This window comes from Hydrogenophaga sp. FG152, from assembly GCF_057809615.1.
On record NZ_JBMDKH010000001.1, the window covers coordinates 205,774 to 229,253 of the forward strand.

Here is a 23,480-nt window from a genome sequence, read left to right on the forward strand (position 1 = left end):
CCAGCCATGAGCCAACACCCCATCACCCTCACCGTCAACGGCGAGCCCGTGCAGAGCACCGTGCCCGCGCGGCGCCTGCTGTGCGACTTCCTGCGCGACGACCTGCACCTCACCGGCACCAAGCGCGGCTGCGAAACCGGCATCTGCGGCGCCTGCTCGGTGCTGGTGGACGGGCAGGTCGTCAAGTCCTGCCTGAGCCTGGCCGTGCAACACAGTGGCCGCGCCATCACCACGGTGGAAGGCCTGTCGCAGGGCGACAGCCTGCACCCCTTGCAGGAGAGCTTCATGCAATGCGGCGGCCTGCAATGCGGCTACTGCACGCCCGGCTTCCTCATGACCTCGTGCGCGATGCTGGCGGCCAATCCCTCACCCAGCGAAGACGAGGTGCGCCACGGCCTCAACGGCAACCTCTGCCGTTGCACCGGCTACACCCAGATCGTCGAATCCATCCTGACCGCAGCGGAGAAGATGCGTGGAAATTGAAAAAACCCTGTTGCTGGACGCGCCACCGGCGATCGTCTGGGCCCTGCTGCTGGACCCGAATGCCATGGGCGCCTGCGTGCCCGGCATGGAGTCCATCGAGGTCGTGAGCGACGACGAGTACGTGGCCGTGATGAAGGTGAAGATCGCCTTCATCAGCGCGCGCTTCAAGCTCAAGACCCGCATCGTCGAGCGCGACGAGCCGCGCTACCTGCGCGCCGAAGGCACGGGCGAAGACGCCTCGGTGGCCAGCTCGCTCAAGCAGAGCAGCGAGATGTGGCTGCAGGCGCGCGAGGGCGGCGGCACCGAGCTGCGCATGAAGGTCAAGGTGGACGTGCTGGGCCGCATGGGCACCTTCGGCCTGGGCGTGATGAAGACCAAGGCCGACCGCATGTGGGACGAGTTCGGGGTCAACGCGGCGGCGCGCCTGGCCGGCTCGCCTGCGGTGGAGGGGGTGGAGGCCGCGGCACCGGTGCCGCCGGTCGCCGAGGCGCCCGCGCCGGCTCAGCCGATCACCGTGTCGGCGGTACCGGCCATTCCTGCGCCCGCCGCGCCCGCTGCGCCCGCCACGCCGGCCCGGGGCTTCTGGGCGCGCCTGTGGGGCGGTTCGGGTCAGGAGATCCGCGTGGAAGTGCGGCGCGGCGACACCACCATCACCGTGCAATGGCCGGTGCAGGCCTCGCAGGAGTGCGCGGCCTGGCTGCGCACACTGATGTAGGACCTTGCCAAATTTTGCCAAAAGGCCTACGCTTGCGCCATGGGCACGATGAACATCTCTCTCCCCGACACCCTGAAGTCCTTTGTGGATGAACAGGTCAGCCAGCGTGGCTACGGCACCAGCAGCGAGTACGTGCGCGAGTTGATCCGCAAGGATCAGGATCGTCTGCAATTGCGTGGCTTGCTGATGGCGGGCGTGGCGTCAAGTCCGGCAGCGCCAGCCGATGACCGCTACTTCGCAGGCCTGCGAGACCGGGTGCGCAAGAGCGCCAAAGCCGACGCTCAGAGATGAAGGGCAAGGCGGTCGTCCCACGGGAGCAAGCCAATCGGGATGTCGACGAGATCATTGCCTACTACCTGAGCGAGGGGGCCGCGCAGGCGGCGTCGGGCTTCATCGACGCGCTGGAGAAGGCCTACGCCCACATCGGCCGTCACCCGGCCATGGGCTCCCCGCGTTACGCCCACGAACTCAATCTGTCTGGTCTGCGCGTCTGGCCGCTGACGCGATACCCCTACCTGGTGTTCTACGTCGAGCACCCGGACCAGATCGATGTGTGGCGCGTGCTGCATGGCCAGCGAGACATTCCCGCGTGGATGCAGGAGCCCGACGGCGCGTGACCGAAGCCCGAGGCAGATTTCTCTACGCCGCCGCGCCCGGATACGGGCTCGTGTCCGCCGCTGACAGCATGGTGCGCGCCAGTTGCTCCATGAGCTCGCGCCGCAAGGGCAGCGAGGCCGCATCGGCCCACAGGTTGCGCAGCTCCAGCGGGTCCTGCCGCAGGTCGTAGAGCTCGCCCCAGGGCTGGCCGTCGTACACCGTGAGGCGGTGTGCGTGGTTGCGCAGGGTGCGCATGCGCACGCGGCGGTCCATGCCGAAATCGCTGCGCTGGCTTTCTTCCTCGATCAACAGTGCGTCGCGCACCGCGCCCGCCTGGCCCGCCACCACGGGCAGCAGGGACGCGCCCTGCATGCCGTTGGTGGGCTCCAGGCCGGCGCGCTCCAGCACGGTGGCCGCGATGTCGATGGTCTGTGTCAGCGCGGCCGTGGCCGCGGTGGCCGGCGCCTGCGCGCCGTCGCGCCAGATGAAAGGCACGCGGGTGAGCGCGGGGTAGTGCAGGCCGCCCTTGAACATCAGGCCGCGCTCGCCCAGCAGGTCGCCATGGTCGCTGGTGAACATCACCACCGTGTCCTCGTCCAGGCCCAGCGCGCGCAGCCGCGCCATCACGAGCCCGATGTGGTCGTCGATGTTGGCCAGGCTGCCATGGTTCAGCGCGATGGCCTCGCGCGCCTCCTGCTCGGAGCAGGCGAAGCTGCCGTAGCCGGGACGGAACGCGGGGTTGTCGCGGCGCTGCTCGCGCAGCCACTGCACCGGCGGCGGCGGGTCGGTCAGCTCGGCGCGGAACGAGGCGGGCAGCGACACGTCTTCCGGCCGGAACAGGTCCCAGTAGCGGCCCGGCGGCGTGAAGGGGTGGTGCGGGTCGGGGAACGAGCACTGGATGAAGAACGGCTGCTCCGCGCTTGCCATGCGGTCCAGCGCGTGGCAGGTCTGCTCGGCGATGTAGGCCGTGGGGTACAGCGCCTCGGGCACGCGCGTGCGCCAGGCGTGGCCGATGCGCGCAAGGTGCAGGTCGGGCGTGGGGATCGCGTTGGCGAGGCCGATCAGGCGGTCCGCGTCGGGCGTCTGCTGCCGCAGCCAGCGCCGCCAGTGGCCGTGCTGCTCGTCGGCGTGGCCGATGGTGAGCGCGACCTGCTCGAAGCCGTAGTAAGGCAGTTCCAGCTCGTGGGCCGGGTCTTCCTCCCAGCGCTGCCACACCTCCTGGCCGTAGCGGCCCGGGTAGGGGCGCAGGGCCTCGTGCGGGCGGCGTGGCCCCTTGCCGGGCCAGGCCGTGGGCAGGGTGGTGATGTTCTGCAGGTGCGACTTGCCCACCAGCGCGGTCTGGTAGCCCGCCTCGCGCAAGGTCTCCACGAAGGTGCGCTCGCCCAGCGAGAGCTCGCGCCCGTTCATCTGCAGCCCGTGCACGCTGGGCAGGCGCCCGGTCATGAGCGAGGCGCGGTTGGGCTGGCAGATGGGGGTGGCGACGTGGAAGTCGTCGAAGCGGCAACCCTGCGCCGCCAGCGCGTCGATGTGCGGCGTGCGCACCTCGGTGTTGCCGTAGCAGCCGAGGTGGTCGGCCCGGTGCTGGTCGGTGATGAACAGCAGGAAGTTCGGTCGCCGTGTCATGCCGCTGTGCGCCTCAATCGGCCTTGATGTTGAGTTCCTTGGCCAGCTTGCCGTAGCGTTCGTTGTCGGCCTTCATGAAGTCGGCCAGCACCTGCGGCGTGCCGCCCAGCACGTCCAGGCCGGCGCCGGCGAGCTTCTCGCGCACGTCGGGCAGCTGCAGCGCTTCGTTGAAGGCCTGGTTCAGGCGCGCGATCACGGGGGCGGGCGTGCCGGTCGGCACGAACACGCCGTACCAGGCGTTCACCTCGACGCCGCTCACGCCCTGTTCGGTCGCGGTCGGCACGTCAGGCAGCAGCGGCGAACGCTTCTTTTCGGTCAGCGCCAGCGGCACCAGCTTGCCGCCCTTGATGTGCGGCACCGCGCCACCCAGGCCGGTGAACAGCAGCTTGACCTCACCGCTGAGCGCGGCGGTGATGGAGGGGCCCACGCCCCGGTAGGGCACGTGCATCAGATCGACCTTGGCCGCGCTCTTGAGCATCTCGCCCGCGAAGTGCATGGGCGAGCCGTTGCCGGGGCTGCCGTAGGGCAGGCCGGGCGACTTGCGCGCGGCGTCCAGCGCGGCCTTGAGGTTGGTCACGCCCAGCGAGGGGTTGGCCACCAGCACCATGGGCGTGGTGGCGGGCGAGATCACGGGCACCAGGTCCTTGTGCACGTCCACGCCACCGCCCGCGCCGGCCGGCAGCACGTGGGGCGAGATCACCATGGTGTTGGGCGTGAGCAGCAGCGTGTGGCCATCGGCGGCTGAGCGCGCCACCGCGCCGGCACCCAGCAGCGCACCGGCGCCGGGGCGGTTGTCCACCACCACCGGCTGGCCCAGCTTGGGCGCCATCTTCTCGGCCAGCACGCGCGCGGCCAGGTCGGGGCCGCCGCCGGGCGGGAAGGGCACGACGATGGTGATGGGCTTGCTCGGGAAGGTCTGCGCCGCCGCGAAGGGCAGGGCCGAGGCGAGCGCGAGGCCGATCAGGCCCAGGGTGAAGTGGCGTTTGGGGTTGGTGTTCGTCATGGTGTTGTCTCCTGGAAAAAAAGGGGGGAGGGAATCTCAGGCCGCTCAGGCCTGGGCGAGCGGCACGTTCCAGGCGTCGTAGCCGTAGACCCAGTCGGCGTTGCCCTGGCCCTTCATCCACTGGTTGCCGCGCGAACCGATCTGGATCTTGGCCGTGCGCTCCTGGCGCGTCTTCTCGTAGCGGCGCAGCGCCTCGACGGCCTGGGCACGCGTGCCCACCCCCGCCAGAGAGCGGCCCAGCACCACCGCGTCCTCGATCGCCATGCCCGCGCCCTGCGCCATGAAGGGCAGCATGGGGTGGCAGGCATCGCCCAGCAGCGTCACCGTGCCCTGCGACCACTGCGGCAGCGGCTCGCGCTCGTACAGCGCGCTCTTGAGCGTGGTGTCGCAGGCATCGAGCAACGCGCGCGCGTCGGCGTGGAAGTCCTTGTAGAAACCGCGCAGCTCGTTCACGTCGCCGGGGCTGGTCCACGACTCCTCGGTCCAGCTCTCCTGGCCGGTGGTGGCGAAGATGAAGGTCTCCCGGCCCTGGTTGAGCGGGAAGGTGACGATCTGGCTCTGCGGGTTGGGGCCCCACCACTTGGTGAAGGCCTCGATCTCCGGCACGTTCTTCACGCGCTCGGTGGGCACCACCGAGCGGAACGACACCACGCCGGTGAAGCGCGGGCTCTCTTCACCGAAGAGGGCGGTGCGCACGCGCGAGTGGATGCCGTCGGCGCCCACCACCACGTCGAACGTCGCTTCGCTGCCGTCCTGGAACGTCACCGTCACGCCGGCGTCGCTCTGGCTCAGGGTTTCGATGCGCTTGTCGAACGCGATCTGCTCGATGGGGAACTGCTCGGCCAGCGCGGCCAGGATGTCGGCGCGGTGGATCGTGACCTGCGGCGCGCCGTACTGCTCTTCGGCGACGTTGCCCATGCCCAGGCGCGAGGTTTCCTTGCCCGTGTCCCAGTCGCGGCTGATGCGGAAGGTGGGCTGGGCGCCCGTGCGGCGGATGGATGCGCCCGCGCCCAGGCCGTCGATGGCGCGCACCACATTGGGCGTGAGGTTGATGTCCGCGCCCACGCGCGAGAAGCCCTTGGCCTGCTCGAACACGGTGACGTCATGACCCTGCTTGCGCAAGGCGATCGCGGCGGCCAGACCGCCCACACCGCCGCCGGCGATACCGATTTTCAAACTGCTCATGGGGCTGCTCCTGCAATGTCGAAGCGTGCATTGTTCAGTGCGAGCCCTGCGCGCTCAACCGCCCGGACGCCCGAAATGGGTACGATTCGTCCATGGATGTCCTCAGCGAAGTGCTCGCCATCTGCCGCGCCGAACGCGCGGTGACGGCCCGGTTCCACCTGTCTGCGCCCTGGGGTTTGCATTCCAACGGCGTGTCCGGTGCCGCCATGATCCGCATGGCGCGCGGCGCGCCCTGGTGGGTGGAAGCGGCTGGCGGCGGCGGGCCGCTGCGCGTGGAGCCCGGCGACCTGGTGATGATGCCGCTGGGCGCCGCCCACCGCATGGGTTCCACGCCCGACGCGCCCACCGTGCCCTTCGCCCAGCTGCTCACCCAGCGCACGCCCGGCGCGCGCGACGAAGCGCCGCTGGACCTGCGGCACGGCGGTGGCGGCGACGGCTGCGAGATGTTCAGCGCGCTGCTCTGGTTCTCGGCCTACTGCCGCCACTCCGTGCTCAGCGTGTTGCCGCCGCTCATCCACGTGCGCGCGAGCGAACTGCCCACCGCCGTGATCCTGGCCGCGTCGATGGAAACCCTGGTCACCGAAACGCTGGACCAGCGCCCGGGCTGGCGCCTTTCGGCCAGCCGCATGGGCGAGCTGCTGCTCATCAACATCCTGCGCGGCCACCTGCTGCGCGGCGCGGGCCCGACCGAGGCGAACTGGTGGCGAGGCCTGTCCGACCCCGCCATCGCCCGTGCTATCGCCGCCATGCACCGCGAACCCGCGCGCAGCTGGACGGTGGAGACCCTGGCGCGCGAGGCCGCGATGTCGCGCTCGCGCTTCAGCGACCGCTTCAAGGCCCTGGTGGGCGACACGCCTATGGGCTACCTGGGCGGCCACCGCATGGCGCTCGCGGCCGAACAGCTGGAAGCCGGGCACCTGCCGCTGGCCCAGGTGGCGCAGGACGCGGGTTACGAGTCCGACAAGGTGTTCGCGCGCGCGTTCCGCCGCTGGTCAGGCCTGTCGCCCACGGCGTATGCCAAGCGCGAGGTGGCGCGGCGCACGGCCATGACCGACCCGCACACCGCCTCGGCGGCGGACTGAGACCGGTCAGCGTTCCGCCGGTTTGCTTCGCTTTCGCCGGGCCGGTGCGCCTGGCTCCACCAAGGGATCGGCCTGCAGGCCGCCCACCACAAAACGCACCAGGTACTGGGCGGCGTCTTCGATCGGTGGGGCCGTGAACTCGGCACCCAGCAGCGTCAGGATGCGGTCGTGCGCGTTGTGCGCATAGAAGAACGCACCGAACACGAACACCATGCGCCAGTAGAACTCCTTGTCGTCGATGTGCGTGCAGCGCCGGTGCAGCTCCTCCATGAACTCGCGCGAGAACCCGTCCACGATCGCGCCCATCGCTTCGCGCACGTCCGGCGAGGGGTCGGCCAGCATGCGGCCATAGAAGCTGCGGAAGGCGTCGCGCTGCTCGGGGCTGGCGCCCGTCACCATCAACGAAGGCTCCATGGCGGCCAGCAGCAGCTCCTCGATGGGCGCGCGCGTCTCCACCGCCGATGAGAGGCGGGCCACCCGCTCCGCCATGATGGGCCCGAGGCGGCGCTCCAGCACGGCCCGGCAGAGCGCCTGCTTGGAACCCCAGTAGTAGTGAAACATGCCGAGGTTGACCTCGGCCGCTTCGGCGATCTGGCGAATGCTCGTGCCTTCGTAACCCTGGGCCGCGAACCGTTGTTCGGCCGCATCCAGGATCAGCTCTTGCGTGTTCGGGCGCTCGGCTTTGCCCGCTTCTTCCGTCCGCTTGCGTTTGACCGCCGGACCCGCTTTCTTCGTGACCATGTCATCTCCCGCGCCCGCCGAGGAGCGCTCCATTCGATGGGGGCATTCTGCCTGTTGACAAGAAATCATACGACCGTATAAGATTCATTTACACGGACGTATAAACATGAAACTCATTGATCTCAGCACTTTGTTGGACCCCATGGAGCGCGATCTCCTGCCGCCACCTTTGCGTGCCGCCGCTGGCGTTGTCGCCCCGAGGATCGAGTACCAGCGCCCCGACGAGGCGGAAGGCAAGGACCGCTTCTGCGAGTTCTTCGGCTGCACGCACGACGACCTCCCCGACGGCGAGGGCTGGGGCTCCGAGGTCTTGACCGACATGTCCTCGCATTGCGGAACGCATGTGGACGCGCCGATGCACAGCGGATCCCGCTGCGCGGGTGAGCCGGCCCGGACGATCGACCAGATCGCGCTGGACGAGCTGTACTGCCCGGGCGTCGTGCTCGACCTGCGCGCCATGGTGGAACCTTGCGGCGCGATCACCTCCGAGATGCTGCAAGCGGCCATGGACGCGGTCGGCGTGACGGACATCGCCGGCCATGCCGTCTTGCTGCGCACCGGGCAGGAGCGCTTCCGGATCGGCGAGCCCGGGTTCTTCCAGTACCCCGGCATGACGCGCGACAGCACGCTCTTTCTCACGGAGCGCGGCGCCAAGGTGCTGGGCACCGATGCGGTCGGCTGGGACCGCCCGTTCGCCACCATGGCGGCGGACTTCCGCCGCACCGGCGACCGCCGCTACCTGTGGGACGCGCACAAGGCCATCACCGAGCGCGAGGCCTTCATCGTCCAGCAGCTCTGCAACCTGGGGGCGCTGCCCGTCAGCGGCTTCCACGTGGGCTTCTTTCCCATCAAGCTGGCGCGCACCAGCGCCGCACCCGCGCGGGCAGTGGCCTTTCTCTCCGAGCTGCAGGTGGCGCCATGAAACTCGTCACCTACCGCACGGCCTCGGCGCAGGCGCCCCGCCTGGGCGTTCTTCAACCCGACGGCGCCATCCTGTGCCTGACCGCCAGCCGCGCGGGCGACGCGCGCTTTGCCTCCATGGCGGCCCTGATCGACGGCGGCGAAGCAGCGCTCGCGCTGGCACGCCGCGATGCCGACGGCCACCGGCCCGGTGGTGCCCACGAGGTGCCACCCGGCGGCCACACGCTGCTCACCCCCTTGGCGCGGCCGCCCCTGATGCGCGATTGGGGCACGATGACCGCGCACCCCAAGTTCTTTCTGGAGATGCGCGCGCGCCAGCGCGCGCAGGCCAGCCCCGACCCGGCGGCGGCCCTGGAAGCGGCGCGCCAGGCCGGTGAGATGGACCTGCCGCCCAACTGGTTCACCGTGCCGCGCTTCTACACCGCCAACCCGCTGAACCTCGCCGGGCCGGGCCAGGCCATCGAGTGGCCCGCGTTCGCGCAGAAGCTCGACTACGAACTGGAGCTGGCGGTCGTGCTGGGTCGCACGGGCAAAGACATCCCCAGGGATCGGGCGCGCGATTTCATTCTGGGCGTGACCCTGTTCAACGACTTCACCGCCCGCGACGTGCAGGCGGCCGAAGGCCAGCCCGCCGGCAAGAGCAAGGATTTCGATGGCGCCTACGCGCTCGGCCCCTGCATCGTCACGCTGGACGAGCTGCCCGACCTGTACCAACTGCGCGTCACCTCACGCCTCAACGGCGAGACACAGACCGAGGACAGCACCGCGAGCATGGACATTGGCTTCGAGGATCTGATCGCCTACGCCAGCCGGTCGTGCACCTTGCACGCCGGTGAGGTGTTTGCCTCGGGCACCTTCGCACGTGGCTGCGGTGTGGAGACCGGGCGCCTGCTGCAGCCCGGTGACCGGATCGAGCTGGAGGCCGAGCACATCGGTGTGCTGGCGAACACCATCGTCACGTCCGGTGCGGGAGGCGCGGCATGACCAGCGCGGTCTACATCGTCGGCGTGGGCATGACGCCCACGGGGAAGTTCTCCGACACCTCCTTGCACCAGCTCACGGCCACGGCCGTGCGCGCTGCGCTGGCCGATGCCGGTACCACCGGACGGCAGGTGGACATGGCGTACTTCTCCAACGTGGCCGCCTCCTTCCTGCAAGGGCAGCACATGGTGGCCGGGCAGGTTGTGCTGCGCGAACTGGGCATCGTCGGCGTGCCCATCGTCAACGTCGAGAACGCCTGCGCCAGCGCGTCGACCGCCTTCTGGCTCGCGTGCCAGAGCGTGCGCTCGGGCGGTGCCGATGTGGCGCTCGCCGTGGGCGCTGAAAAGCTGTTCGATGCCAACCGGCAAAAATCCTTCGAGGTGTTCGGCGGCGGCTTCGACGTCACCCGGCAAGACCGGCTGCTGGCGTACCTGGCGCGCCTGAACCAGGCCGCCGGTGTCCCCGTGGCGCAGGGCGCTTCGTCGGAGCGAAGCATCTTCATGGACATCTATGCCGCGCTGGCCGCGAACCACATGCAGCGCCACGGCCTCACGCAACGGCAGCTGGCGATCGTGGCGTCCAAGAACCACGCGCACTCGGTCCACAACCCGCTGGCCCAGTACCGCAACGCATGGTCGGTGGACGAGGTGCTGGCCGCGCGCGCCATCGCCTACCCGCTGACCCTGCCCATGTGCGCGCCGATCGGCGACGGCGCGGCCGCCGTGCTCGTCTGCAACGCGGCCGGCCTGCAGCGCCTGTCTGCGGCCGCCCCCGTCGACGTGCTGGCCTGCGAACTGGTGAGCAGCCTGCCGCGCGATGACGACGATGCCCATCTGGCCATCACGCACCGCGCGGCCCGCGCCGCCTACGAGCACGCGGGCATCGGCCCTGAAGACGTCGACCTGGCCGAGGTGCACGACGCCACCGCCTTCGGTGAAATCCTGCAAACCGAGGCGCTGGGCTTCTGTGCCCGCGGCGAAGGAGGGCGCTTCGCCGAGTCCGGTGCCACGGCGCTCGGCGGCGCGCTGCCCGTCAACGTGTCGGGCGGGCTCGAATCCAAGGGCCACCCCATCGGTGCCACCGGCCTGATGCAGATCGGCGAACTGGCCCAGCAACTGCGCGGACGCGCAGGCCCGCGCCAGGTGGCCGGCGCCCGAATCGCCCTCGCCGAGAACGGCGGCGGATTCATCGAGAACGAGGAGGCGGTCGCGTGCGTCACCCTCCTGGGCGCCGGGCGCCCCGCAAGAGATTGAACAACCCTTCAGGAGACAAAGACATGAAACGAATCCCCCTTCACCGCCGCCATGTGCTGGCCTGCCTGGCCGGCATGGCGATGGCACCTGCCGTGTTCGCCCAGGCCGCCTGGCCCAACAAACCCATCCGGATGGTCGTGCCCGCGGGCGCGGGCACCGGCCCCGACGTCATGGCCCGCTTGATCGGAGACCGGCTGGGGCAGCGCCTGGGTCAGCCCATCGTGGTCGAACCCGTCCCCGGTGCCTCCGGCATCCTGGGGGCCGACAAGGCCTTGAATGCCGCACCCGACGGCTACACCTTCCTGTTCGGATTCAACCAGTTGATGACCATGAATCCGCACATCTACGCCAAGCTCCCCTACGACCCGGTGAAGGGCATCGCGCCGGTGAGCCTGATCTCGAAAGGAGGCTATGTGCTCATCGCCGGCCCGACCGTGCCCTTCGACGACGTGGCCGGCATGATCCAGCACGCCCGCGCCCACCCGGGCGCACTCACCTACGCGTCCTTCGGCAACGGCAGCGCGCCCCACCTGGGCATGGAGCTGCTCAAGCAGCGCGCCGGCATCGACCTGCTGCACGTGCCCTACCGCACCAGCGCGGCGGCCAACACCGACCTCATGGCCAACCAGATCCAGGTGAAGTTCGACACGCAGACCTCGGCCGTTCCCCTGGTGCGCAGCGGCAAGGTCAAGGCCCTGGCGGTCACCACGCCCGACCGACTCAGCGCGCTGCCGACGGTGCCGACCCTGAAGGAATCGGTGCCCGGTTTCGAGCTCACCGGCTGGAACGCGGTGTGGGCCCCTGCCGGTGTGCCGGCCGGGGTGGTGGACCAGATGTCCCGCGCGATCCAGGCCACCTTGCAGGAGCCGGAGCTGCGCAAGCGGCTCGCTGACATGGGCGTGGACCCCCAGGGCTCCGCGCCGGGCGAGGTGGAACGGCTGACCACCCAGGAGTCGGCGCAGTGGGGCAAGCTGATCCGCGAAAAAGGCATCAAGGCAGATTGACGATGACACCCGCGACCCCGCACACGATCGCCGAACTGGTCAGGGCGCTGGCGCGCGAGCGTGGCGACAGCCTGGCATTGACCTTCATCGACCATGCGGCCCCACCAGCGCAAGGCACCGAGCGCCGGACCTATGCGCAACTGTGGGACGCCGCCACGCGGCTCGCCACCGGCCTGTCCGTGCAAGGCTTCGGCCCGGGCGACCGCGCCGCCCTGCTGATGGCCAACCACCCGGAATTCGTGGAGATGCTGGTCGCCAGCAGCCTCATCGGGCTCACGCTCGTGCCCATCGACCCGCGCACGCCGCCCGAGCGCCTGGCCTTCATGCTGACCAAGACCCGCTGCGCGCTGCTGGTGGCCGAGCCGGCCGCCTTGCAGAGTGCGCTGGCGGTGCGCTACACCTGCCCCAGCCTGCGCCTGATCGCCGTGCTGGGCGAGCCGCCGTCGGTGGCCGCGGTGCCCTACGGCAGCCTGCTGGCGGACACCGCGTCGCCCGAGCTCGCGCAAGCGCAGCGCCCGGCCGACGAGGACATGCAGATCCTCTTCACCTCCGGCACCACCGGCAACCCCAAGGGCATCGTCTACAGCCACCGCAAATTCACCGACACCGCGCGCATGGCGGCCTCGGCCTTCGGCTACCGGCCGGACGACCGGCTGTATTCCGGCCTGTCGCTCACGCACGCCAACGCCCAGCTGGTGACGCTGGGCGCCGCCCTGGTGCGCGGCCTGCCGGTGGTGTTCTCGCGCCGCTTCAGCAAGAGCCGCATGTGGCAGACCGTGCGCGAGCACGGCTGCACCAGCCTGACGCTGCTGGGTGGCATGACCACGGCCATCTACTGCGAACCCGCCACCCCCGCCGACCGCGACCACCCGGTGCGGCTGGTCGTGTCCGCCGGCATGCCCGCCACCATCTGGCGGGACTTCGAGCACCGCTTCGGCGTGAGCCTGCTCGAGTTCTACGGCACGGCCGAGGGTGGGCTGACGATGAAGCCGCCAGGGCAGGGGCCGGTGGGCAGCATCGGCCAGCCGGCGCCCTCGCTGAGCATCCGCATCGTCGACGACGCGGGGCAGGACGTGGCGCCGGGCGAGCGCGGCCAACTGCTGATCCGCGCTGCGGACGGCACGCCGTTCCAGGTGGCCTACGTGGACGAGCCCGAGGCTTCCGAAGCCAAATGCCGCGACGGCTGGCTGTGGACCGGTGACGTGGTGCACCGCGATGCCGACGGCTGGCTGTTCTTCGACTTTCGCATGGGGCACGGCATCCGCCGCAACGGCGATTTCATCGACGCCGCCTTCATCGAAAAGACCCTGGCCGAGACGGGCTTGGTCGACGACGTGTTCGTGTTCGGCGTGCCGGCGGCGTCCCGTGTGCCGGGCGAGTCCGACGTGGTGGCGGCCGTCGTCTTCGCGCCGAACGCACCCGCCGACGAAGGGGTGGCGGTGGCCGCACTCCGGGCCGCGCTGCGCAGGCCGGTGGTGCTGCAGCAGGTGCTGCCGTTGAACGCCATTCCGAAAACAGCCTCGGAAAAACCCCTGGCCCGCGTGCTCGGCCAGATGCTGGCGGAGCAGCCGGGCCTGGCGCTCGGCTGGCCTGCGTAGGCCTCGGCGGGGGGGACCGGCTCAGGGGGCGATGGGCGCCACCGCCAGCAGGTGGTTGGAAAAGCTGGTCTCGGTCTCGCAGCGCCAGGTCGCCCACAGCTTGCAGCCCTCGGCCGACCCCATGTCCAGCTCCAGGGCCAGCCAGTTGCGCGCCGCCATCACGTGCTTGTCGTGGCCCGGGAAAGGCATCACCTCCGTCACGTACTGCACGTCGATGTTCTGCGGCTGCTTGGCATTGCTGTTCAGCCACGAGAGGAACAGCCGCTCCATCACGCCCATGAGCGAGGGGTGGACCACGGCCGACGAGGTGAACTGGTGGATCTGGGACCAGGTCTCCGTCGCCGGCAGGTCCTTGCGGTAGGCCGTGCCCCAGGCCGCCACGTGCACATCGCCCGACACCAGGGACACGCGGATCTTCTTGTCGCGCGCCAGGTGGGAGAGCACCTCCAGCAGGCGCTTGCGCTCGCCCTCGTGGTCGTCGTGGGACCAGTGGTCCTTCAGATCGTCGGCGTTGCTGTCGGTGACGTGGTCTTGCCCGAACGTGTCCATCAGCAGCTCCGCCAGGGGCAGCTTCGGGTGCACCACGGGCACCGAGGACATGAACAGCAAATGCTGGCACGCGCCGCTGGGCTGTACACCTGCGTTCCCCGAGGCCAGGCTGTTCGTCCATTGCTTGATCTGTTTCCAGGTGATCTCGCTCATCACCTGTGCGCGCGAGCGCTCGGTGCGCAGGTCGGCCGCCATGATGGACACCGGCCCGACGGCGTAGGTCGAGGTGAAGCCCGGCTGGCCGTCCAGCAGGGGCAGCGCGAGCGCGTCCTTGGCGAGCACCTCGGTCCATGCGATGGGCTTGAGCAACGGGTCCTTCTGAGTGAAACCCGCGCGCGTCGTGTCTTCCAGCTCGGGCAGGTCCTCCAGCGCGTGCTGCATCTGGAACACCCAGAAGGCACGCCGCGCGTGTCGGAACATCGTCTGGAAGAGCGGGCTGTTCTGCATCTCGCAGGTGTACGAGCCCCAGCCATCGAAGATGTCGTGGTCGTCCCACATCATGATGGTGGGCATGGACGCCATCGCCGCGCTCGCATCCAGCGTGGCCGTAGGCGACGACCAGGGCTTTCTCTCGCTGGGCAGCCAGCGTTGCTTGTACAGCCCGAAGTAATACGCCTCGATCTCGCGATCGAGCGCTTTCGTCACCTTGAAATCCAGCTGCGCCTGCCGCGGCAACGCCACCCACTGCCGCAGTGGCTTGATGTCTTCCCAGATCGAATCAAAGTAGATCTGGTCGCCGCCCATGAGCATCAGGTGAAAGCGCTGCAGGCCCTTGTCGTGAATGCGCTGCTCGTGCCACAGCTGCTCCTTGTCCAGCAGTTTCACTTCGCCTGAACCCGGCTTGCGGCGCAGCGCGCGGTCGTGGCTGTAGAGCAGGTCTTCCCAGACCGCGTCCGAGGTGCGGATGAGCTTGCGCATCACCGCCGGGTCGGAAAACCCGTTGCACGACACATAGGCCATGCGCGGCGAGAAATCCTTGCCCGGCACCGTCATCCGCCACGTCAGCCCGCCAGGAACGCCGTAGCTCACCGTGCGCTCTTTCTTCAAGACCTTGCAGGACAGGTCGTAGCGCAGATAGCGTTCGCCGGGGATGGCCAGCAGCTCCTTTGGTGCGGGGCAGGCCTTGCCGTCCACCTCCAGCGCAGGCACCGGCGCGCCGGCCTTGAGGCCCACCAGCGCCGTCACCTTCCAGACATCGCCCTGGCCGATGCCGCGAAACGACAGCACCGGCCCCAGCAGAAGATCCTTCTCATTCATGTTCAGCTCCCCTTTCAAGCGTTCATTTCTTTCGCCACCACCTTGACGATGCGCGCGCGCGACACCGCCCGGCGCGCCACCAGCGCGGCCTCGCCCGTCTGCTGCAGCCACTCAAAGAACCGTTGGCTCGCGTGGCGCGTCTGCGAGTCGTCGCGGCAGTGGGCCAGGAAGGCGAACTGCACCTTCTGCACGTCATCGGCCACAAACACCCCGAAGGGCCCGCTCACCACCGTCGCGTCCGGAAAGCCCAGCAGCGAGGTGGCCTGGGTCTCCGTCGCGCCCCGGTGGCAGGCGATCAGGTGCAGCGGCCCATGCGCCGAGGCCAGCAGGTCGGTGCGCTGGTGGTCCTCCAGAAAAGGCCGGCCCACCAGCTCGCGCGCGGCGGCCACGCTGAACGAAGCCGGGATCGCGTGCACCACCACCGCCACGTCCTTGCCGTCCAGCTGGACCACCACACCGCCGTCCACCACCTTGGCGCCCTGCAGCCCGCCCAGCGCCGTCCTGAGCGTGGCCTCCATCGCCCTCTTTCGTTGGCGGAAGTCGAGCCGGGTCCAGTCCAGTGCCGCGCCCACATCGAAGCGCGTCGACGCGCCGGCCTGCACGCCCCGTTGCGTCAGCGAGATCACCGCGTCCGACAGCGCCTCGAACACGCGCTTCCTCGCATCGGCCACCGTCTTCACCTCGCCGCCCCGGAAGGCCGTCTGCCGCGAGAGATAGTCCTGGAAGCGCCGGTTGCGCTCGCCCGCCGCGCCCTTGGCATCGGACACCGTCGGCAGCGCCACCAGGCGCACCTTGGCCTGCGCCGAGCGAAGGCCCTCCATGTACTCCGCGTGGCAGATGCCGATGTCCTGATCGCCCGCGGCCCAGCCCGCATTGCCGTTGGACAGCACGATCAGCACATCGCAATCGCGCACCGCCTGCAGGCAGGCGTCCCAACTGTCCTGCGTGCCTTCGGCGGGCGGAGCGTCTTCGTTGATCCACACCTCGAACAGCTTTCGGCCCAGCACCTGCACGGCCTCGATATCGGCTTTCAGCGCCTTGCGCAGATCGGTCAAGGTGGTCTTGCTGCCGGCGGGGAAGGGGTCCAGGCAGCGGCTGGAGAGCATCACCCGGATGAGAGACTTGGCCAAGAGGCATTCCTTGTTGTTGTTGAACCTGGCGGATCGGCCCGCAGGCCCTGCGCCAGATGACGCTGCTGGATTCTGGGCAAGATTTCCTTCAGCATCAACCGGTTGCGCCCGTTTCGCCGCGGCTCTTACCCCATCTGTGCATGTCAGACGCGGCGGTAGTTCACCTCGACGGCCAAGGCCTCTTCGCCGGTGGGCGAGATGTTGTACATGCGCAGGTCCAGCGTGTCGTCGTCCGGCTGATCGATCACCGTGCGCCAACCCCAGCGCGGGCCGCCCTGGCCGTCGGCGTAGCTGCCCAGCACCGACAGGCGCGGGTCGCCAGGCGTGCTGGTGCTGAACATGATGGACGTGCCCGTGCCGAAACTCTCGGCCCACGCCGACTCGTAGCGGCGCTCGTCCAGGTGGTGTGCGATCAGCGCCACGCCTTCCATGGGCTCACCGCCGCAATGGCCGCTGTACTCGTGCAGCAGCACCCGGCCACCCAGCAGCACACGGATGCTGCCGCGCTGCACCGAGTCTTCGGCCGGCTCGCCCGCCTCGAACCAGAGGCGAAAGCGCCCCTGCCACTGCCCGGCCATGCGCGCCAGCTGGGCGTGCACGCCGCCAGCGAGCGAAGCGTCGAATTCCTTGCGACCCATGGTGTCTCCTCCTTCCATGCCAGCCGGCTACACGCGCGAACGGCGCCGCGTCACCTCGACCGCCGCGATGCACAGCGTCAACCACGCCACACCAAAGGCGAACCCGGCCACCACATCGCTCGCCCAGTGCACCTGCAGGATCACACGGCTCCAGCCGATGCTGAACGCCAAAGCCGAGGCCAGCAGCACGCTGGGCAGGTGCCAGCGCGGCGGCAGCAGCCGCAGGCACAGATAGGCCAGCATGCCGTACACCACCAGCGAACCCGAGGTGTGGCCGCTGGGAAAGCTGTAGCCGTCGGCCTGCGCGAAGCCGTGCTCATGCAAGGGGCGCACGCGCTCGAAGATGTGCTTCAGTACCCGGTTGAGCAAACCCGCACCCGCGCAGGCCACCACCCAGCCCAGGGCCGTTGAGGTCTGCCGACGAACGAGCAGCAGCACCCCCACGCCGATCACCAGCAGCGTCAACGGCCAGGGGTCGCCCAGGTGCGTCAGGTGGCCGAAGAAGCGCAGGGCAGCTGGGGACAGCTCGCGCGCCAGGGTCTCGGTGAGCCGCACATCGAACTGGCCAATCTCCTCGTCCGCATCGAACACCTCCAGCATCTCGGCGAACAGGGACGCCGTGGCGACCAGCACGCTCGCACCGAGCGCCAGGCACACGCCCAGCAGCAAAGGGCGTGGCCAGCGGTCCCAGGCGGCGTAGGGGCTGTAGCGCCTGAAGGCGATGACGAGGGCGGCGACGGCGATGAGCACCAGCACCAGCGCGGCGGCGAGCACCGGGACCGCGTGGCGGCCGAGCCATTCGGCCCAGGCGAGGGCTTGGAGGAGGTCGTTGTCCATGGGCGCTTGGGGTTGCTCTCCGGACCGGATCGTCACGGCTGCTCACGATTTTTGCATGCGAGGCCTGCCCGCCAAAAGCGCGGCTGTCCTACAGCCTCGCGAACCGGCATTGCCCACCATGTTCTTCTAACGCAGGATGGATGGTCATGTCGATTTCTCCTGCTGTCGTTCGTCGAGCAACTACAGGGTGCCCACAGGGGGCACCTTGCAGGTCAACCCCACAGGAGTCCGATATGTCTTACATCGATGGTTTCGTGATCGCCGTTCCCACCGCCAACAAGCAGAAGTTCATTGAGCACGCGCGAAAGCTCGACCCGATATTTCTCGAGCTGGGCGCCATTCGTGTGATCGAGGGCTGGGGCGACGACGTGCCCGACGGCAAGGTCACCGACTTCCGCCGTGCGGTCCAGGCGACGGTCGAGGAGACGGTGGCGTTTTCGTGGGTCGAATGGCCGGACAAGGCCACCCGCGACGCGGGCATGAAGAAGATGATGGAAGACCCGCGCATGGACCCGTCCGCCCCCGGCAACCCGCCCATGCCCTTCGACGGCAAACGCATGATCTTTGGCGGGTTTGAACAGGTGGTTGAAGTGAAGGCTTGAGTGGGCGTTGCGCTGCGCCTGGATGTTGCGCAGCGCGCGCCTGGCAGTGGAAGGTCTCGTCGCTGCCTGCCTGCCTGCTATCCAGCTGGCTGGTCTGGGTTGGTGAATGCGCGACTTCCGAGGCGGGTAATGTTTGGTCGTCGCTTTTGACTGCTAAAGACAGGGAGCTGCCGGCTGACCGAATGTCTCGAACGTGAGATCTGCAACACATAGCAGTCATCCAGCCGTTGGCCGTGAAGACCTGCGGCCTGCAGGCAGCAGCACCGAGGCTAGACTGCCGCAATCGGCCAGAAGCTGTCGGTGCTTGCGAGTAAAAGCGGACGCTCAACGTTGGAGGTGACCGGCACGCTGCTGCAAGGCGCCGCGAGACGTGCAGGTGAGCGTACGTCCCGCGGCGCCTTGCAGCAGCGTGTCCGAGTCGACCGACTTGTTAGGTCGCAGCTGCCGGTGGTTGCTTGTCTTCATCTGGAACTCGCCCCGCTTCCCGCAACAGCTTCAACACGGATTGACGGTCGTCGTAAAAGTCCTCAAGCACCCGTTGCGCATAGTGACGTGCCGCTTCCACATCCTCAATGGCGATTTCTTGCCATTCATCATGAAGAACGTCGTTGCCAAGGACTCGAATTTCCTCATGTGCCCTGCGCCTACGCGCAGCAGTGATCACGCCATCGTCCGCGGCCATGTCGATCTGCTGTTCCAGCGTCGTGCCGTTCTTAAGCTTGTACGGTTGAGGTAGCCGTAGAGATAAAGCTTCAACAGCACCGAAGGGTGATACGAAGGCCGGCCAGTTGAGGCTGGCGTTGCGCCATCGAAACCCAAACCGACCAGGTCCAACTCATCGATGAAGACGTCCACGATCCGAACGGTGTTGTCTTCTGCAATGAAGTCGTCCAGGCACTCCGGCAGCAACGTGACTTGCTGCCTGTCCTGACCTTCAATGTATCTCGACATATTGACCCCCGTGTTCAATATGTCTGTGAACTCTACCGAGCTCGGCCTCGCGCAGGGAGAGGGTTTTCACACAGCCTCGCTGCATAGCCGCCTCTCCAAAACATCGCCGAACGCCCACAGAGGTCAAAAATGTGATTTCACCGACTGGCTGTTGCAGCCGTCAGTGAAGTGCGGCAAGGCGCGCCTGGCGCCCCGCTGCACTCAGGCGCCTTGCATCAATAGGCACCCATGTAGTCGCGCTTACCAATCTCAACACCGTTGTGGCGCAAGATGGCATAGGCGGTGGTGACGTGGAAGAAGAACTGCGGCAGGCCGTAGTGCAGAAGATAGGCGCTGCCAGCCAGCTTCTTTTCCTTGGGGGTGCCGGGGCGCAACACGATTTCGCGACCTTCGCTGCCATCAAATTGCTCGGGCTTGAAGGAGCCGATGTGGGCCAAGGCCTTGGCGATCAAGGCTTGCAGGTCCGCGAAGCTGGCCTCCGTGTCGGGCCAGGACGGCACCTCGGCACCCGCCAGGCGGGACGTTATGCCCTTGGAGAAGTCAGCGGCGATCTGTACCTGACGAATCAGCGGAAACATGTCGGGGAACAGCCGCGCTTGCAGCAGCGCGTTGGGATCAATATTCTTTTGCGTCGCGTGGTCTTCGGCCTTCTTGAGCACATCGGACAGGGCGCGCAGCATCTGCTGAATGACGGGGACGGAGGCGTTGTACAGCGGGCTGGTCATGGGGAATTCACTTTTAAGTTGGGGCACGATTGCCGAGGCTGGCATGGCAGAGGCCTTGCCGAGGCAGCAAGGCTAACAGCACAGGGCCAACCCGCACCTGTCAACGAGAGGGGTGCTTGCTGCAGATTTTTCTTGCGCACCATGTGAATACTTTTGGCGTATTGGTGTAAAGTCTCTCCCGCTCACGAAAAAGGTGAGCCGGGCCTGAGAACCCGAGGACCCTTTGCGGCTTGATAGGCCGCTGTATACCGCTAGGACAGCGGCCTTCATCATTCACGTCTGCTTTTATGGCGGCCTGGATGGGAAGCCGCGAGGCTTGCCGGTTCTTCGCAAGGGGTCCCTGGTTCTCAGCCCGTTCGGGCCGCCGCCACTTCACGATGTGGCGGCGGCTGTTCCTCAACGAACAGGGAAGGTCGGCCCCCATGCCCAAGCTGCAGCACAAGCAACAGAAGCTCGCCGTGTTGATCGACGCGGAGAACATCTCCCACACGCTGATCCGTTCCATCCTGCTGCGCGCCGCCTGTTACGGCGCGCTCATCGTCAAGCGCGCGTATGCGGATTGGTCGCGCCCGCAGATGAGCCGCTTCAAGAGCGTGCTGCTCCACAACGCGATCGAGGCGGTGCAGCTCTTTCCGTATGCCAAGGGCAAGAACGCGGCCGACATCATGCTCAGCGTGGAAGCGATGTCGCTGGTGAACACGGGGCAGTTCGATGCGGTGTGCCTCGTGTCGTCGGACAGCGACTTCGCACCCTTGGCTTTCGGCGTGCGGCGCGAGGGGGTGCGCGTGTATGGCTTCGGCGCACGGCAGACGCCACGGGCTTTCGTGGCCGCCTGCAGCAGCTTCATCTACACCGAGTCGATCGCGGCAACGGGCGGGTGAGGCGGTGGGGCTGTCGCCGTCACCGTCCAGCGGCGTGTGTGCGGGGAATCCAATAGGCCAGCGAACCCGCCGCCGCGAAGGCGATGAGCCCGGTGGCGGCGATGCCGGTGGCCAGCGACAGGCTGCCCGCCAGGAACGACAGCAGCACCGGTCCGCACGAGGAGCCGATGTCGGACATCAGGCGCCACACACCCAGGAAGTGCGCGCGGCCATGCCGTGGCGAATGGTCCGCACCCAGGGTCATGATCATGCCGGAGCCGATGCCGTTGCCGAAGCCGATGGCCAGCGAGGCCAGCAGCAACGTGGTGAAGCCCGAGGTGAACGGCATCAGCAGCAGTGCCGTGCCCATGATGACCATGGAGGGCACGGCGACCCAGCGCCGGCCCTTGTGGTCCATCACCTTGCCGGCGGGGTAGAACACCAGCATGTCGATGCCGCCGGCCAGGCCGTAGATGAGCGATGCCACGGCCGGTGCCAGTGCAAGGTGGTCCGCCCACAGGGGAATGACCACCTGGCGCGAGGCCCGCACGGCGCTGACGAGCACCACGCCGATGCCGAGCGTGAGGAAGACGTGGCGGTGGTCCCTGAGCGTGGAGGCGATGGTGGTGGCCGCGGGCGGCGTCTGGCCGGCCGGCAGGTGGGGTGTCTCCAGGTCCGGGACGCGCGCGCCGAGGGCGGCGGCCGCCGCCACCCCGATGATGCCGACGCCGAAGGCGCCGGCCAGGCCCCACACGTGCACGGCCGCCGCGCCGAGGAAGGGGCCGATGAACATGCCGATGCGGCTCACGCCGCCCAGTGTCGAGAGCGCTCGCGCGCGGTAGGCGATCGGCACGGCTTCGGCCATGTAGCTCTGGCGTGCCAGGTTGTAGACGGCTTTGGACATGCCCACCATGAGGCAGCCCGTGGCGAACAGCGCCAGGTGCGAGGTCCACACGCACAGCGCCATGCCCAGGGCGCTCCAGAGGCCGGCCGCGACGATGGCCCAGCGTTCGCCCCAGCGCATGGTGATGAGCGACGCGGGGATGTTGTTGAGCAGCGAGCCCAGGCCCATCAGCGCGAAGACCAGCGCGGCCATCGGCACGGAGGCCCCCAGCTCTCGCGCCACGAGCGGGATGATGGGGAGGATGGCGCCTTCGCCCAGCCCGAAGAGCAGAGACGGGCCGTAGACCGGCACGGCGGTCCGCCGGAAGGAGAACTCGGCCGAAGCGGCGGCGCCGGGCGGGGCGGGAGGAGGTGGCATGCGCGGCGGCGGGGCGTGGAGACAGCGGGGGCTCGCATTGTCTCCCTCCGCTGTTCGGCCCGCTGAAGGCCGGCGCAGTGCCCCTCAGGCCACGTAGGCCACGATCTCGATCTTCATGCCCGGCACCACCAGCGCGACGCCCGCGCTGGAGCGGTTGGGCCAGGGCGCGCGGAAGAACTCGCGGTACACAGCGTCGATGGCCGGCATGTCGGCCACGTCGGTCATGTAGATCAGCACCTGCGCCACGTCGTCCATGGTCTTGCCCGCGCGCTCCACCGCGCGCTGCAGGTTGCTGAAGGTCAGGCGGGCCTGCTCTTCAATGGTGCCGGTGGTGTTCACGCTGCCGTCTTCGCGCACCGGCCCGTGGGCGGTGTAGAGCACGCCGCCGGCGCGCACCATCCACGAGAACGGCTGCTTGAACGGCGGCAGGCCGACGTCGATGATTTCCTTCATCGTGACGGCGGTGCTCAGTCGGCCATGATGCCGGTTTCCCGGATCACCTTGCCGTAGCGCTCGTTGTGGTACTGGTTGATCTTGGCCAGCGCCGCCGGCTCGCCACCGGCCGGAATCAGCGCCATGGTGTTCATGCGCGCGATCACGTCGGGCATTTTCAAAATTTCATTCAGGTGGCCATTGAGCGTGCGCACCACGTCGGCGGGCATGCCCTTGGGGCCCATGAAGCCTTGCCAGGCGCCGACTTCGGCGTCTTTCACGCCGGCCTCGGCCAGCGTGGGCACGTTGGGCGCGAGCGGCGAGCGCTGCGGGTCGGCCACGGCCACGGCGACCAGCTTGCCCTGGCTGATGTACTGCGCCACCGGGCCGAGCGTGGTGTACATCATGGGGATGTGGCCGGCCACGAGGTCGACGATGGCGGGCGCGACGCCCCGGTAGGGTACGTGGGTCAGTTTCACGCCGGCCGAGCGGTTGAACATCTCGCCCAGGATGTGCATGGGCGAGCCGCTGCCGGGGCTGGCGTAGTTGGTGAGCTTGCCGCTCTTGGCGGCGGCCACCACGTCTTTCACGGTGTTCAGGCCCGAGCCGGCGTGGGTGATGAGGAACAGCTGTTGCGTGCCGGCCAGCAGGATGGGCGTGAAGTCGGTGAGCGGGTTGTAGGTGGCACCGGTGCCGGGCTTGAGCACCAGCGGGGCGGTGGCGAAGGTGTTGGGCGTGAAGAGCAGCGTGTGGCCATCGGGCGCGGCCTTGGCCACGAACGAGTTGCCGATGGTGCCGCTGGCACCGGTCTTGTTTTCCACCACCACGGGCTGGCCCACGCGGGCCTGCAGCTTCTCGGCGAAGGTCCGCGCGAGCGCGTCGGTGTCGCCACCGGGCGGGAAGGACACGACGATGGTGATGAGCTTGCTGGGGTAGGTCTGCGCCAGCGCGCTGCCCACGGGCAGGGCGAGGGCGGCGGCAGCGGCGAGCGCGGTGAGCAGCAGGGGGCGGCGGGTGGTCATCTTCGTTGTCTCCTGGGGTGGTGGGCTGGC

Annotated in this window: 25 protein-coding genes and 1 pseudogene; 12 read left to right on the forward strand and 14 right to left on the reverse strand. The window is 68.4% G+C overall.

Translation table 11 applies throughout. From position 1 onward, the window contains the following. The first annotated feature begins 6 nt into the window (after positions 1–6). The 4 genes from ACODTB_RS01015 to ACODTB_RS01030 are packed head-to-tail and all read left to right on the forward strand — an operon-like array spanning position 7 to position 1,815. Complete coding sequence (locus ACODTB_RS01015; protein ID WP_291117518.1) at positions 7–483, forward strand: (2Fe-2S)-binding protein; 477 nt, start codon at positions 7–9, stop codon at positions 481–483. Then, the gene (locus ACODTB_RS01020; RefSeq protein ID WP_488929046.1) at positions 473–1,198 is read left to right on the forward strand and encodes an SRPBCC family protein; all 726 of its coding nucleotides are present in this window, start codon (positions 473–475) and stop codon (positions 1,196–1,198) included. The genes ACODTB_RS01015 and ACODTB_RS01020 overlap by 11 nt, the downstream gene beginning before the upstream one ends. A gap of 39 nt (positions 1,199–1,237) precedes the next feature. Continuing rightward, on the forward strand, positions 1,238–1,489 hold the full coding sequence (locus ACODTB_RS01025; RefSeq protein ID WP_291117512.1) for a type II toxin-antitoxin system ParD family antitoxin: 252 nt from the start codon (positions 1,238–1,240) through the stop codon (positions 1,487–1,489). Beyond that, positions 1,486–1,815, forward strand: coding sequence for a type II toxin-antitoxin system RelE/ParE family toxin (locus ACODTB_RS01030; RefSeq protein WP_291117509.1), 330 nt, complete (start codon positions 1,486–1,488; stop codon positions 1,813–1,815). Before ACODTB_RS01025 ends, ACODTB_RS01030 begins: the two co-directional genes overlap by 4 nt. Positions 1,816–1,837: 22 nt before the next feature. Here ACODTB_RS01030 and ACODTB_RS01035 read toward each other — a convergent pair whose 3' ends face one another. The 3 genes from ACODTB_RS01035 to ACODTB_RS01045 are packed head-to-tail and all read right to left on the reverse strand — an operon-like array spanning position 1,838 to position 5,606. After that, positions 1,838–3,418: a sulfatase family protein gene (locus tag ACODTB_RS01035; protein ID WP_291117506.1), complete on the reverse strand. Its 1,581-nt coding sequence runs from the start codon at positions 3,416–3,418 to the stop codon at positions 1,838–1,840. A gap of 13 nt (positions 3,419–3,431) precedes the next feature. Then, positions 3,432–4,421, reverse strand: a complete 990-nt coding sequence (locus ACODTB_RS01040) for a Bug family tripartite tricarboxylate transporter substrate binding protein (protein ID WP_291117502.1) — start codon at positions 4,419–4,421, stop codon at positions 3,432–3,434. 45 nt (positions 4,422–4,466) lie between these two features. Continuing rightward, a complete protein-coding gene (locus ACODTB_RS01045) occupies positions 4,467–5,606 on the reverse strand; it encodes an FAD-dependent monooxygenase (RefSeq protein WP_291117499.1) in 1,140 nt (379 codons plus the stop codon). A 92-nt stretch (positions 5,607–5,698) separates the two neighbouring features. On the opposite strand from ACODTB_RS01045, the gene ACODTB_RS01050 reads away from it, so the two are divergent. Further along, a complete protein-coding gene (locus ACODTB_RS01050) occupies positions 5,699–6,688 on the forward strand; it encodes an AraC family transcriptional regulator (RefSeq protein ID WP_291117497.1) in 990 nt (329 codons plus the stop codon). A 6-nt stretch (positions 6,689–6,694) separates the two neighbouring features. Here ACODTB_RS01050 and ACODTB_RS01055 read toward each other — a convergent pair whose 3' ends face one another. After that, positions 6,695–7,429, reverse strand: coding sequence for a TetR/AcrR family transcriptional regulator (locus tag ACODTB_RS01055; protein ID WP_291117494.1), 735 nt, complete (start codon positions 7,427–7,429; stop codon positions 6,695–6,697). 106 nt (positions 7,430–7,535) lie between these two features. Between ACODTB_RS01055 and ACODTB_RS01060 the strand changes: the two genes are divergently transcribed. Genes ACODTB_RS01060 through ACODTB_RS01080 form a run of 5 tightly spaced genes read left to right on the forward strand, consistent with a single transcriptional unit; the run spans position 7,536 to position 13,186 of the window. Next, positions 7,536–8,351, forward strand: a complete 816-nt coding sequence (locus ACODTB_RS01060) for a cyclase family protein (RefSeq protein ID WP_291117491.1) — start codon at positions 7,536–7,538, stop codon at positions 8,349–8,351. Continuing rightward, positions 8,348–9,334: a fumarylacetoacetate hydrolase family protein gene (locus tag ACODTB_RS01065; protein ID WP_488929047.1), complete on the forward strand. Its 987-nt coding sequence runs from the start codon at positions 8,348–8,350 to the stop codon at positions 9,332–9,334. The genes ACODTB_RS01060 and ACODTB_RS01065 overlap by 4 nt, the downstream gene beginning before the upstream one ends. Continuing rightward, the gene (locus ACODTB_RS01070) at positions 9,331–10,584 is read left to right on the forward strand and encodes a thiolase family protein (RefSeq protein ID WP_291114156.1); all 1,254 of its coding nucleotides are present in this window, start codon (positions 9,331–9,333) and stop codon (positions 10,582–10,584) included. The genes ACODTB_RS01065 and ACODTB_RS01070 overlap by 4 nt, the downstream gene beginning before the upstream one ends. Positions 10,585–10,607: 23 nt before the next feature. Next, positions 10,608–11,588: a Bug family tripartite tricarboxylate transporter substrate binding protein gene (locus tag ACODTB_RS01075; protein ID WP_291114153.1), complete on the forward strand. Its 981-nt coding sequence runs from the start codon at positions 10,608–10,610 to the stop codon at positions 11,586–11,588. A 2-nt stretch (positions 11,589–11,590) separates the two neighbouring features. After that, positions 11,591–13,186: a class I adenylate-forming enzyme family protein gene (locus ACODTB_RS01080; protein WP_291114150.1), complete on the forward strand. Its 1,596-nt coding sequence runs from the start codon at positions 11,591–11,593 to the stop codon at positions 13,184–13,186. A gap of 21 nt (positions 13,187–13,207) precedes the next feature. Here the strand turns inward: ACODTB_RS01080 and ACODTB_RS01085 are convergent, their stop codons facing one another. The 4 genes from ACODTB_RS01085 to ACODTB_RS01100 form a co-directional block, all read right to left on the reverse strand. Next, positions 13,208–14,992, reverse strand: a complete 1,785-nt coding sequence (locus tag ACODTB_RS01085; protein ID WP_291114147.1) for an alkaline phosphatase D family protein — start codon at positions 14,990–14,992, stop codon at positions 13,208–13,210. A gap of 14 nt (positions 14,993–15,006) precedes the next feature. Further along, entirely contained in the window at positions 15,007–16,122 is a 1,116-nt protein-coding gene (locus ACODTB_RS01090) for a DUF4062 domain-containing protein (protein ID WP_291114144.1), read from the reverse strand. A 143-nt stretch (positions 16,123–16,265) separates the two neighbouring features. After that, on the reverse strand, positions 16,266–16,760 hold the full coding sequence (locus ACODTB_RS01095; RefSeq protein ID WP_291114141.1) for a DUF1579 domain-containing protein: 495 nt from the start codon (positions 16,758–16,760) through the stop codon (positions 16,266–16,268). A 27-nt stretch (positions 16,761–16,787) separates the two neighbouring features. Next, positions 16,788–17,597, reverse strand: a complete 810-nt coding sequence (locus ACODTB_RS01100) for a phosphatase PAP2 family protein (RefSeq protein WP_291114138.1) — start codon at positions 17,595–17,597, stop codon at positions 16,788–16,790. A 233-nt stretch (positions 17,598–17,830) separates the two neighbouring features. On the opposite strand from ACODTB_RS01100, the gene ACODTB_RS01105 reads away from it, so the two are divergent. Then, complete coding sequence (locus ACODTB_RS01105; protein ID WP_291114136.1) at positions 17,831–18,199, forward strand: DUF1428 domain-containing protein; 369 nt, start codon at positions 17,831–17,833, stop codon at positions 18,197–18,199. A gap of 430 nt (positions 18,200–18,629) precedes the next feature. Here the strand turns inward: ACODTB_RS01105 and ACODTB_RS01110 are convergent, their stop codons facing one another. The 3 genes and pseudogenes from ACODTB_RS01110 to ACODTB_RS01120 form a co-directional block, all read right to left on the reverse strand. Further along, positions 18,630–18,881: a hypothetical protein gene (locus tag ACODTB_RS01110; protein ID WP_488929048.1), complete on the reverse strand. Its 252-nt coding sequence runs from the start codon at positions 18,879–18,881 to the stop codon at positions 18,630–18,632. 17 nt (positions 18,882–18,898) lie between these two features. Further along, positions 18,899–19,150: pseudogene (locus ACODTB_RS01115) on the reverse strand (transposase); the annotation flags it as partial. A 215-nt stretch (positions 19,151–19,365) separates the two neighbouring features. Further along, complete coding sequence (locus ACODTB_RS01120) at positions 19,366–19,875, reverse strand: DUF1993 domain-containing protein (protein WP_291114125.1); 510 nt, start codon at positions 19,873–19,875, stop codon at positions 19,366–19,368. 422 nt (positions 19,876–20,297) lie between these two features. On the opposite strand from ACODTB_RS01120, the gene ACODTB_RS01125 reads away from it, so the two are divergent. Further along, entirely contained in the window at positions 20,298–20,756 is a 459-nt protein-coding gene (locus ACODTB_RS01125; RefSeq protein WP_291114122.1) for an NYN domain-containing protein, read from the forward strand. Positions 20,757–20,775: 19 nt separating this feature from the next. Here ACODTB_RS01125 and ACODTB_RS01130 read toward each other — a convergent pair whose 3' ends face one another. The 3 genes from ACODTB_RS01130 to ACODTB_RS01140 form a co-directional block, all read right to left on the reverse strand. Beyond that, the gene (locus ACODTB_RS01130) at positions 20,776–21,996 is read right to left on the reverse strand and encodes an MFS transporter (RefSeq protein ID WP_291114120.1); all 1,221 of its coding nucleotides are present in this window, start codon (positions 21,994–21,996) and stop codon (positions 20,776–20,778) included. A gap of 84 nt (positions 21,997–22,080) precedes the next feature. Then, a complete protein-coding gene (locus tag ACODTB_RS01135) occupies positions 22,081–22,449 on the reverse strand; it encodes a RidA family protein (RefSeq protein WP_291121833.1) in 369 nt (122 codons plus the stop codon). Positions 22,450–22,463: 14 nt separating this feature from the next. After that, a complete protein-coding gene (locus tag ACODTB_RS01140) occupies positions 22,464–23,450 on the reverse strand; it encodes a Bug family tripartite tricarboxylate transporter substrate binding protein (RefSeq protein ID WP_291121832.1) in 987 nt (328 codons plus the stop codon). Positions 23,451–23,480: the final 30 nt, after the last annotated feature.

Coding starts and splice junctions, on each gene's coding strand:
- ACODTB_RS01110 (WP_488929048.1), bottom strand. CDS start 18,881: ATGGCCGCGGACGATGGCGTGATCACTGCTGCGCGTAGGCGCAGGGCA.
- ACODTB_RS01120 (WP_291114125.1), bottom strand. CDS start 19,875: ATGACCAGCCCGCTGTACAACGCCTCCGTCCCCGTCATTCAGCAGATG.
- ACODTB_RS01040 (WP_291117502.1), bottom strand. CDS start 4,421: ATGACGAACACCAACCCCAAACGCCACTTCACCCTGGGCCTGATCGGC.
- ACODTB_RS01050 (WP_291117497.1), top strand. CDS start 5,699: ATGGATGTCCTCAGCGAAGTGCTCGCCATCTGCCGCGCCGAACGCGCG.
- ACODTB_RS01065 (WP_488929047.1), top strand. CDS start 8,348: ATGAAACTCGTCACCTACCGCACGGCCTCGGCGCAGGCGCCCCGCCTG.
- ACODTB_RS01055 (WP_291117494.1), bottom strand. CDS start 7,429: ATGGTCACGAAGAAAGCGGGTCCGGCGGTCAAACGCAAGCGGACGGAA.
- ACODTB_RS01135 (WP_291121833.1), bottom strand. CDS start 22,449: ATGAAGGAAATCATCGACGTCGGCCTGCCGCCGTTCAAGCAGCCGTTC.
- ACODTB_RS01075 (WP_291114153.1), top strand. CDS start 10,608: ATGAAACGAATCCCCCTTCACCGCCGCCATGTGCTGGCCTGCCTGGCC.
- ACODTB_RS01035 (WP_291117506.1), bottom strand. CDS start 3,418: ATGACACGGCGACCGAACTTCCTGCTGTTCATCACCGACCAGCACCGG.
- ACODTB_RS01140 (WP_291121832.1), bottom strand. CDS start 23,450: ATGACCACCCGCCGCCCCCTGCTGCTCACCGCGCTCGCCGCTGCCGCC.
- ACODTB_RS01095 (WP_291114141.1), bottom strand. CDS start 16,760: ATGGGTCGCAAGGAATTCGACGCTTCGCTCGCTGGCGGCGTGCACGCC.
- ACODTB_RS01015 (WP_291117518.1), top strand. CDS start 7: ATGAGCCAACACCCCATCACCCTCACCGTCAACGGCGAGCCCGTGCAG.
- ACODTB_RS01130 (WP_291114120.1), bottom strand. CDS start 21,996: ATGCCACCTCCTCCCGCCCCGCCCGGCGCCGCCGCTTCGGCCGAGTTC.
- ACODTB_RS01080 (WP_291114150.1), top strand. CDS start 11,591: ATGACACCCGCGACCCCGCACACGATCGCCGAACTGGTCAGGGCGCTG.
- ACODTB_RS01060 (WP_291117491.1), top strand. CDS start 7,536: ATGAAACTCATTGATCTCAGCACTTTGTTGGACCCCATGGAGCGCGAT.
- ACODTB_RS01085 (WP_291114147.1), bottom strand. CDS start 14,992: ATGAATGAGAAGGATCTTCTGCTGGGGCCGGTGCTGTCGTTTCGCGGC.
- ACODTB_RS01070 (WP_291114156.1), top strand. CDS start 9,331: ATGACCAGCGCGGTCTACATCGTCGGCGTGGGCATGACGCCCACGGGG.
- ACODTB_RS01105 (WP_291114136.1), top strand. CDS start 17,831: ATGTCTTACATCGATGGTTTCGTGATCGCCGTTCCCACCGCCAACAAG.
- ACODTB_RS01100 (WP_291114138.1), bottom strand. CDS start 17,597: ATGGACAACGACCTCCTCCAAGCCCTCGCCTGGGCCGAATGGCTCGGC.
- ACODTB_RS01030 (WP_291117509.1), top strand. CDS start 1,486: ATGAAGGGCAAGGCGGTCGTCCCACGGGAGCAAGCCAATCGGGATGTC.
- ACODTB_RS01045 (WP_291117499.1), bottom strand. CDS start 5,606: ATGAGCAGTTTGAAAATCGGTATCGCCGGCGGCGGTGTGGGCGGTCTG.
- ACODTB_RS01125 (WP_291114122.1), top strand. CDS start 20,298: ATGCCCAAGCTGCAGCACAAGCAACAGAAGCTCGCCGTGTTGATCGAC.
- ACODTB_RS01025 (WP_291117512.1), top strand. CDS start 1,238: ATGGGCACGATGAACATCTCTCTCCCCGACACCCTGAAGTCCTTTGTG.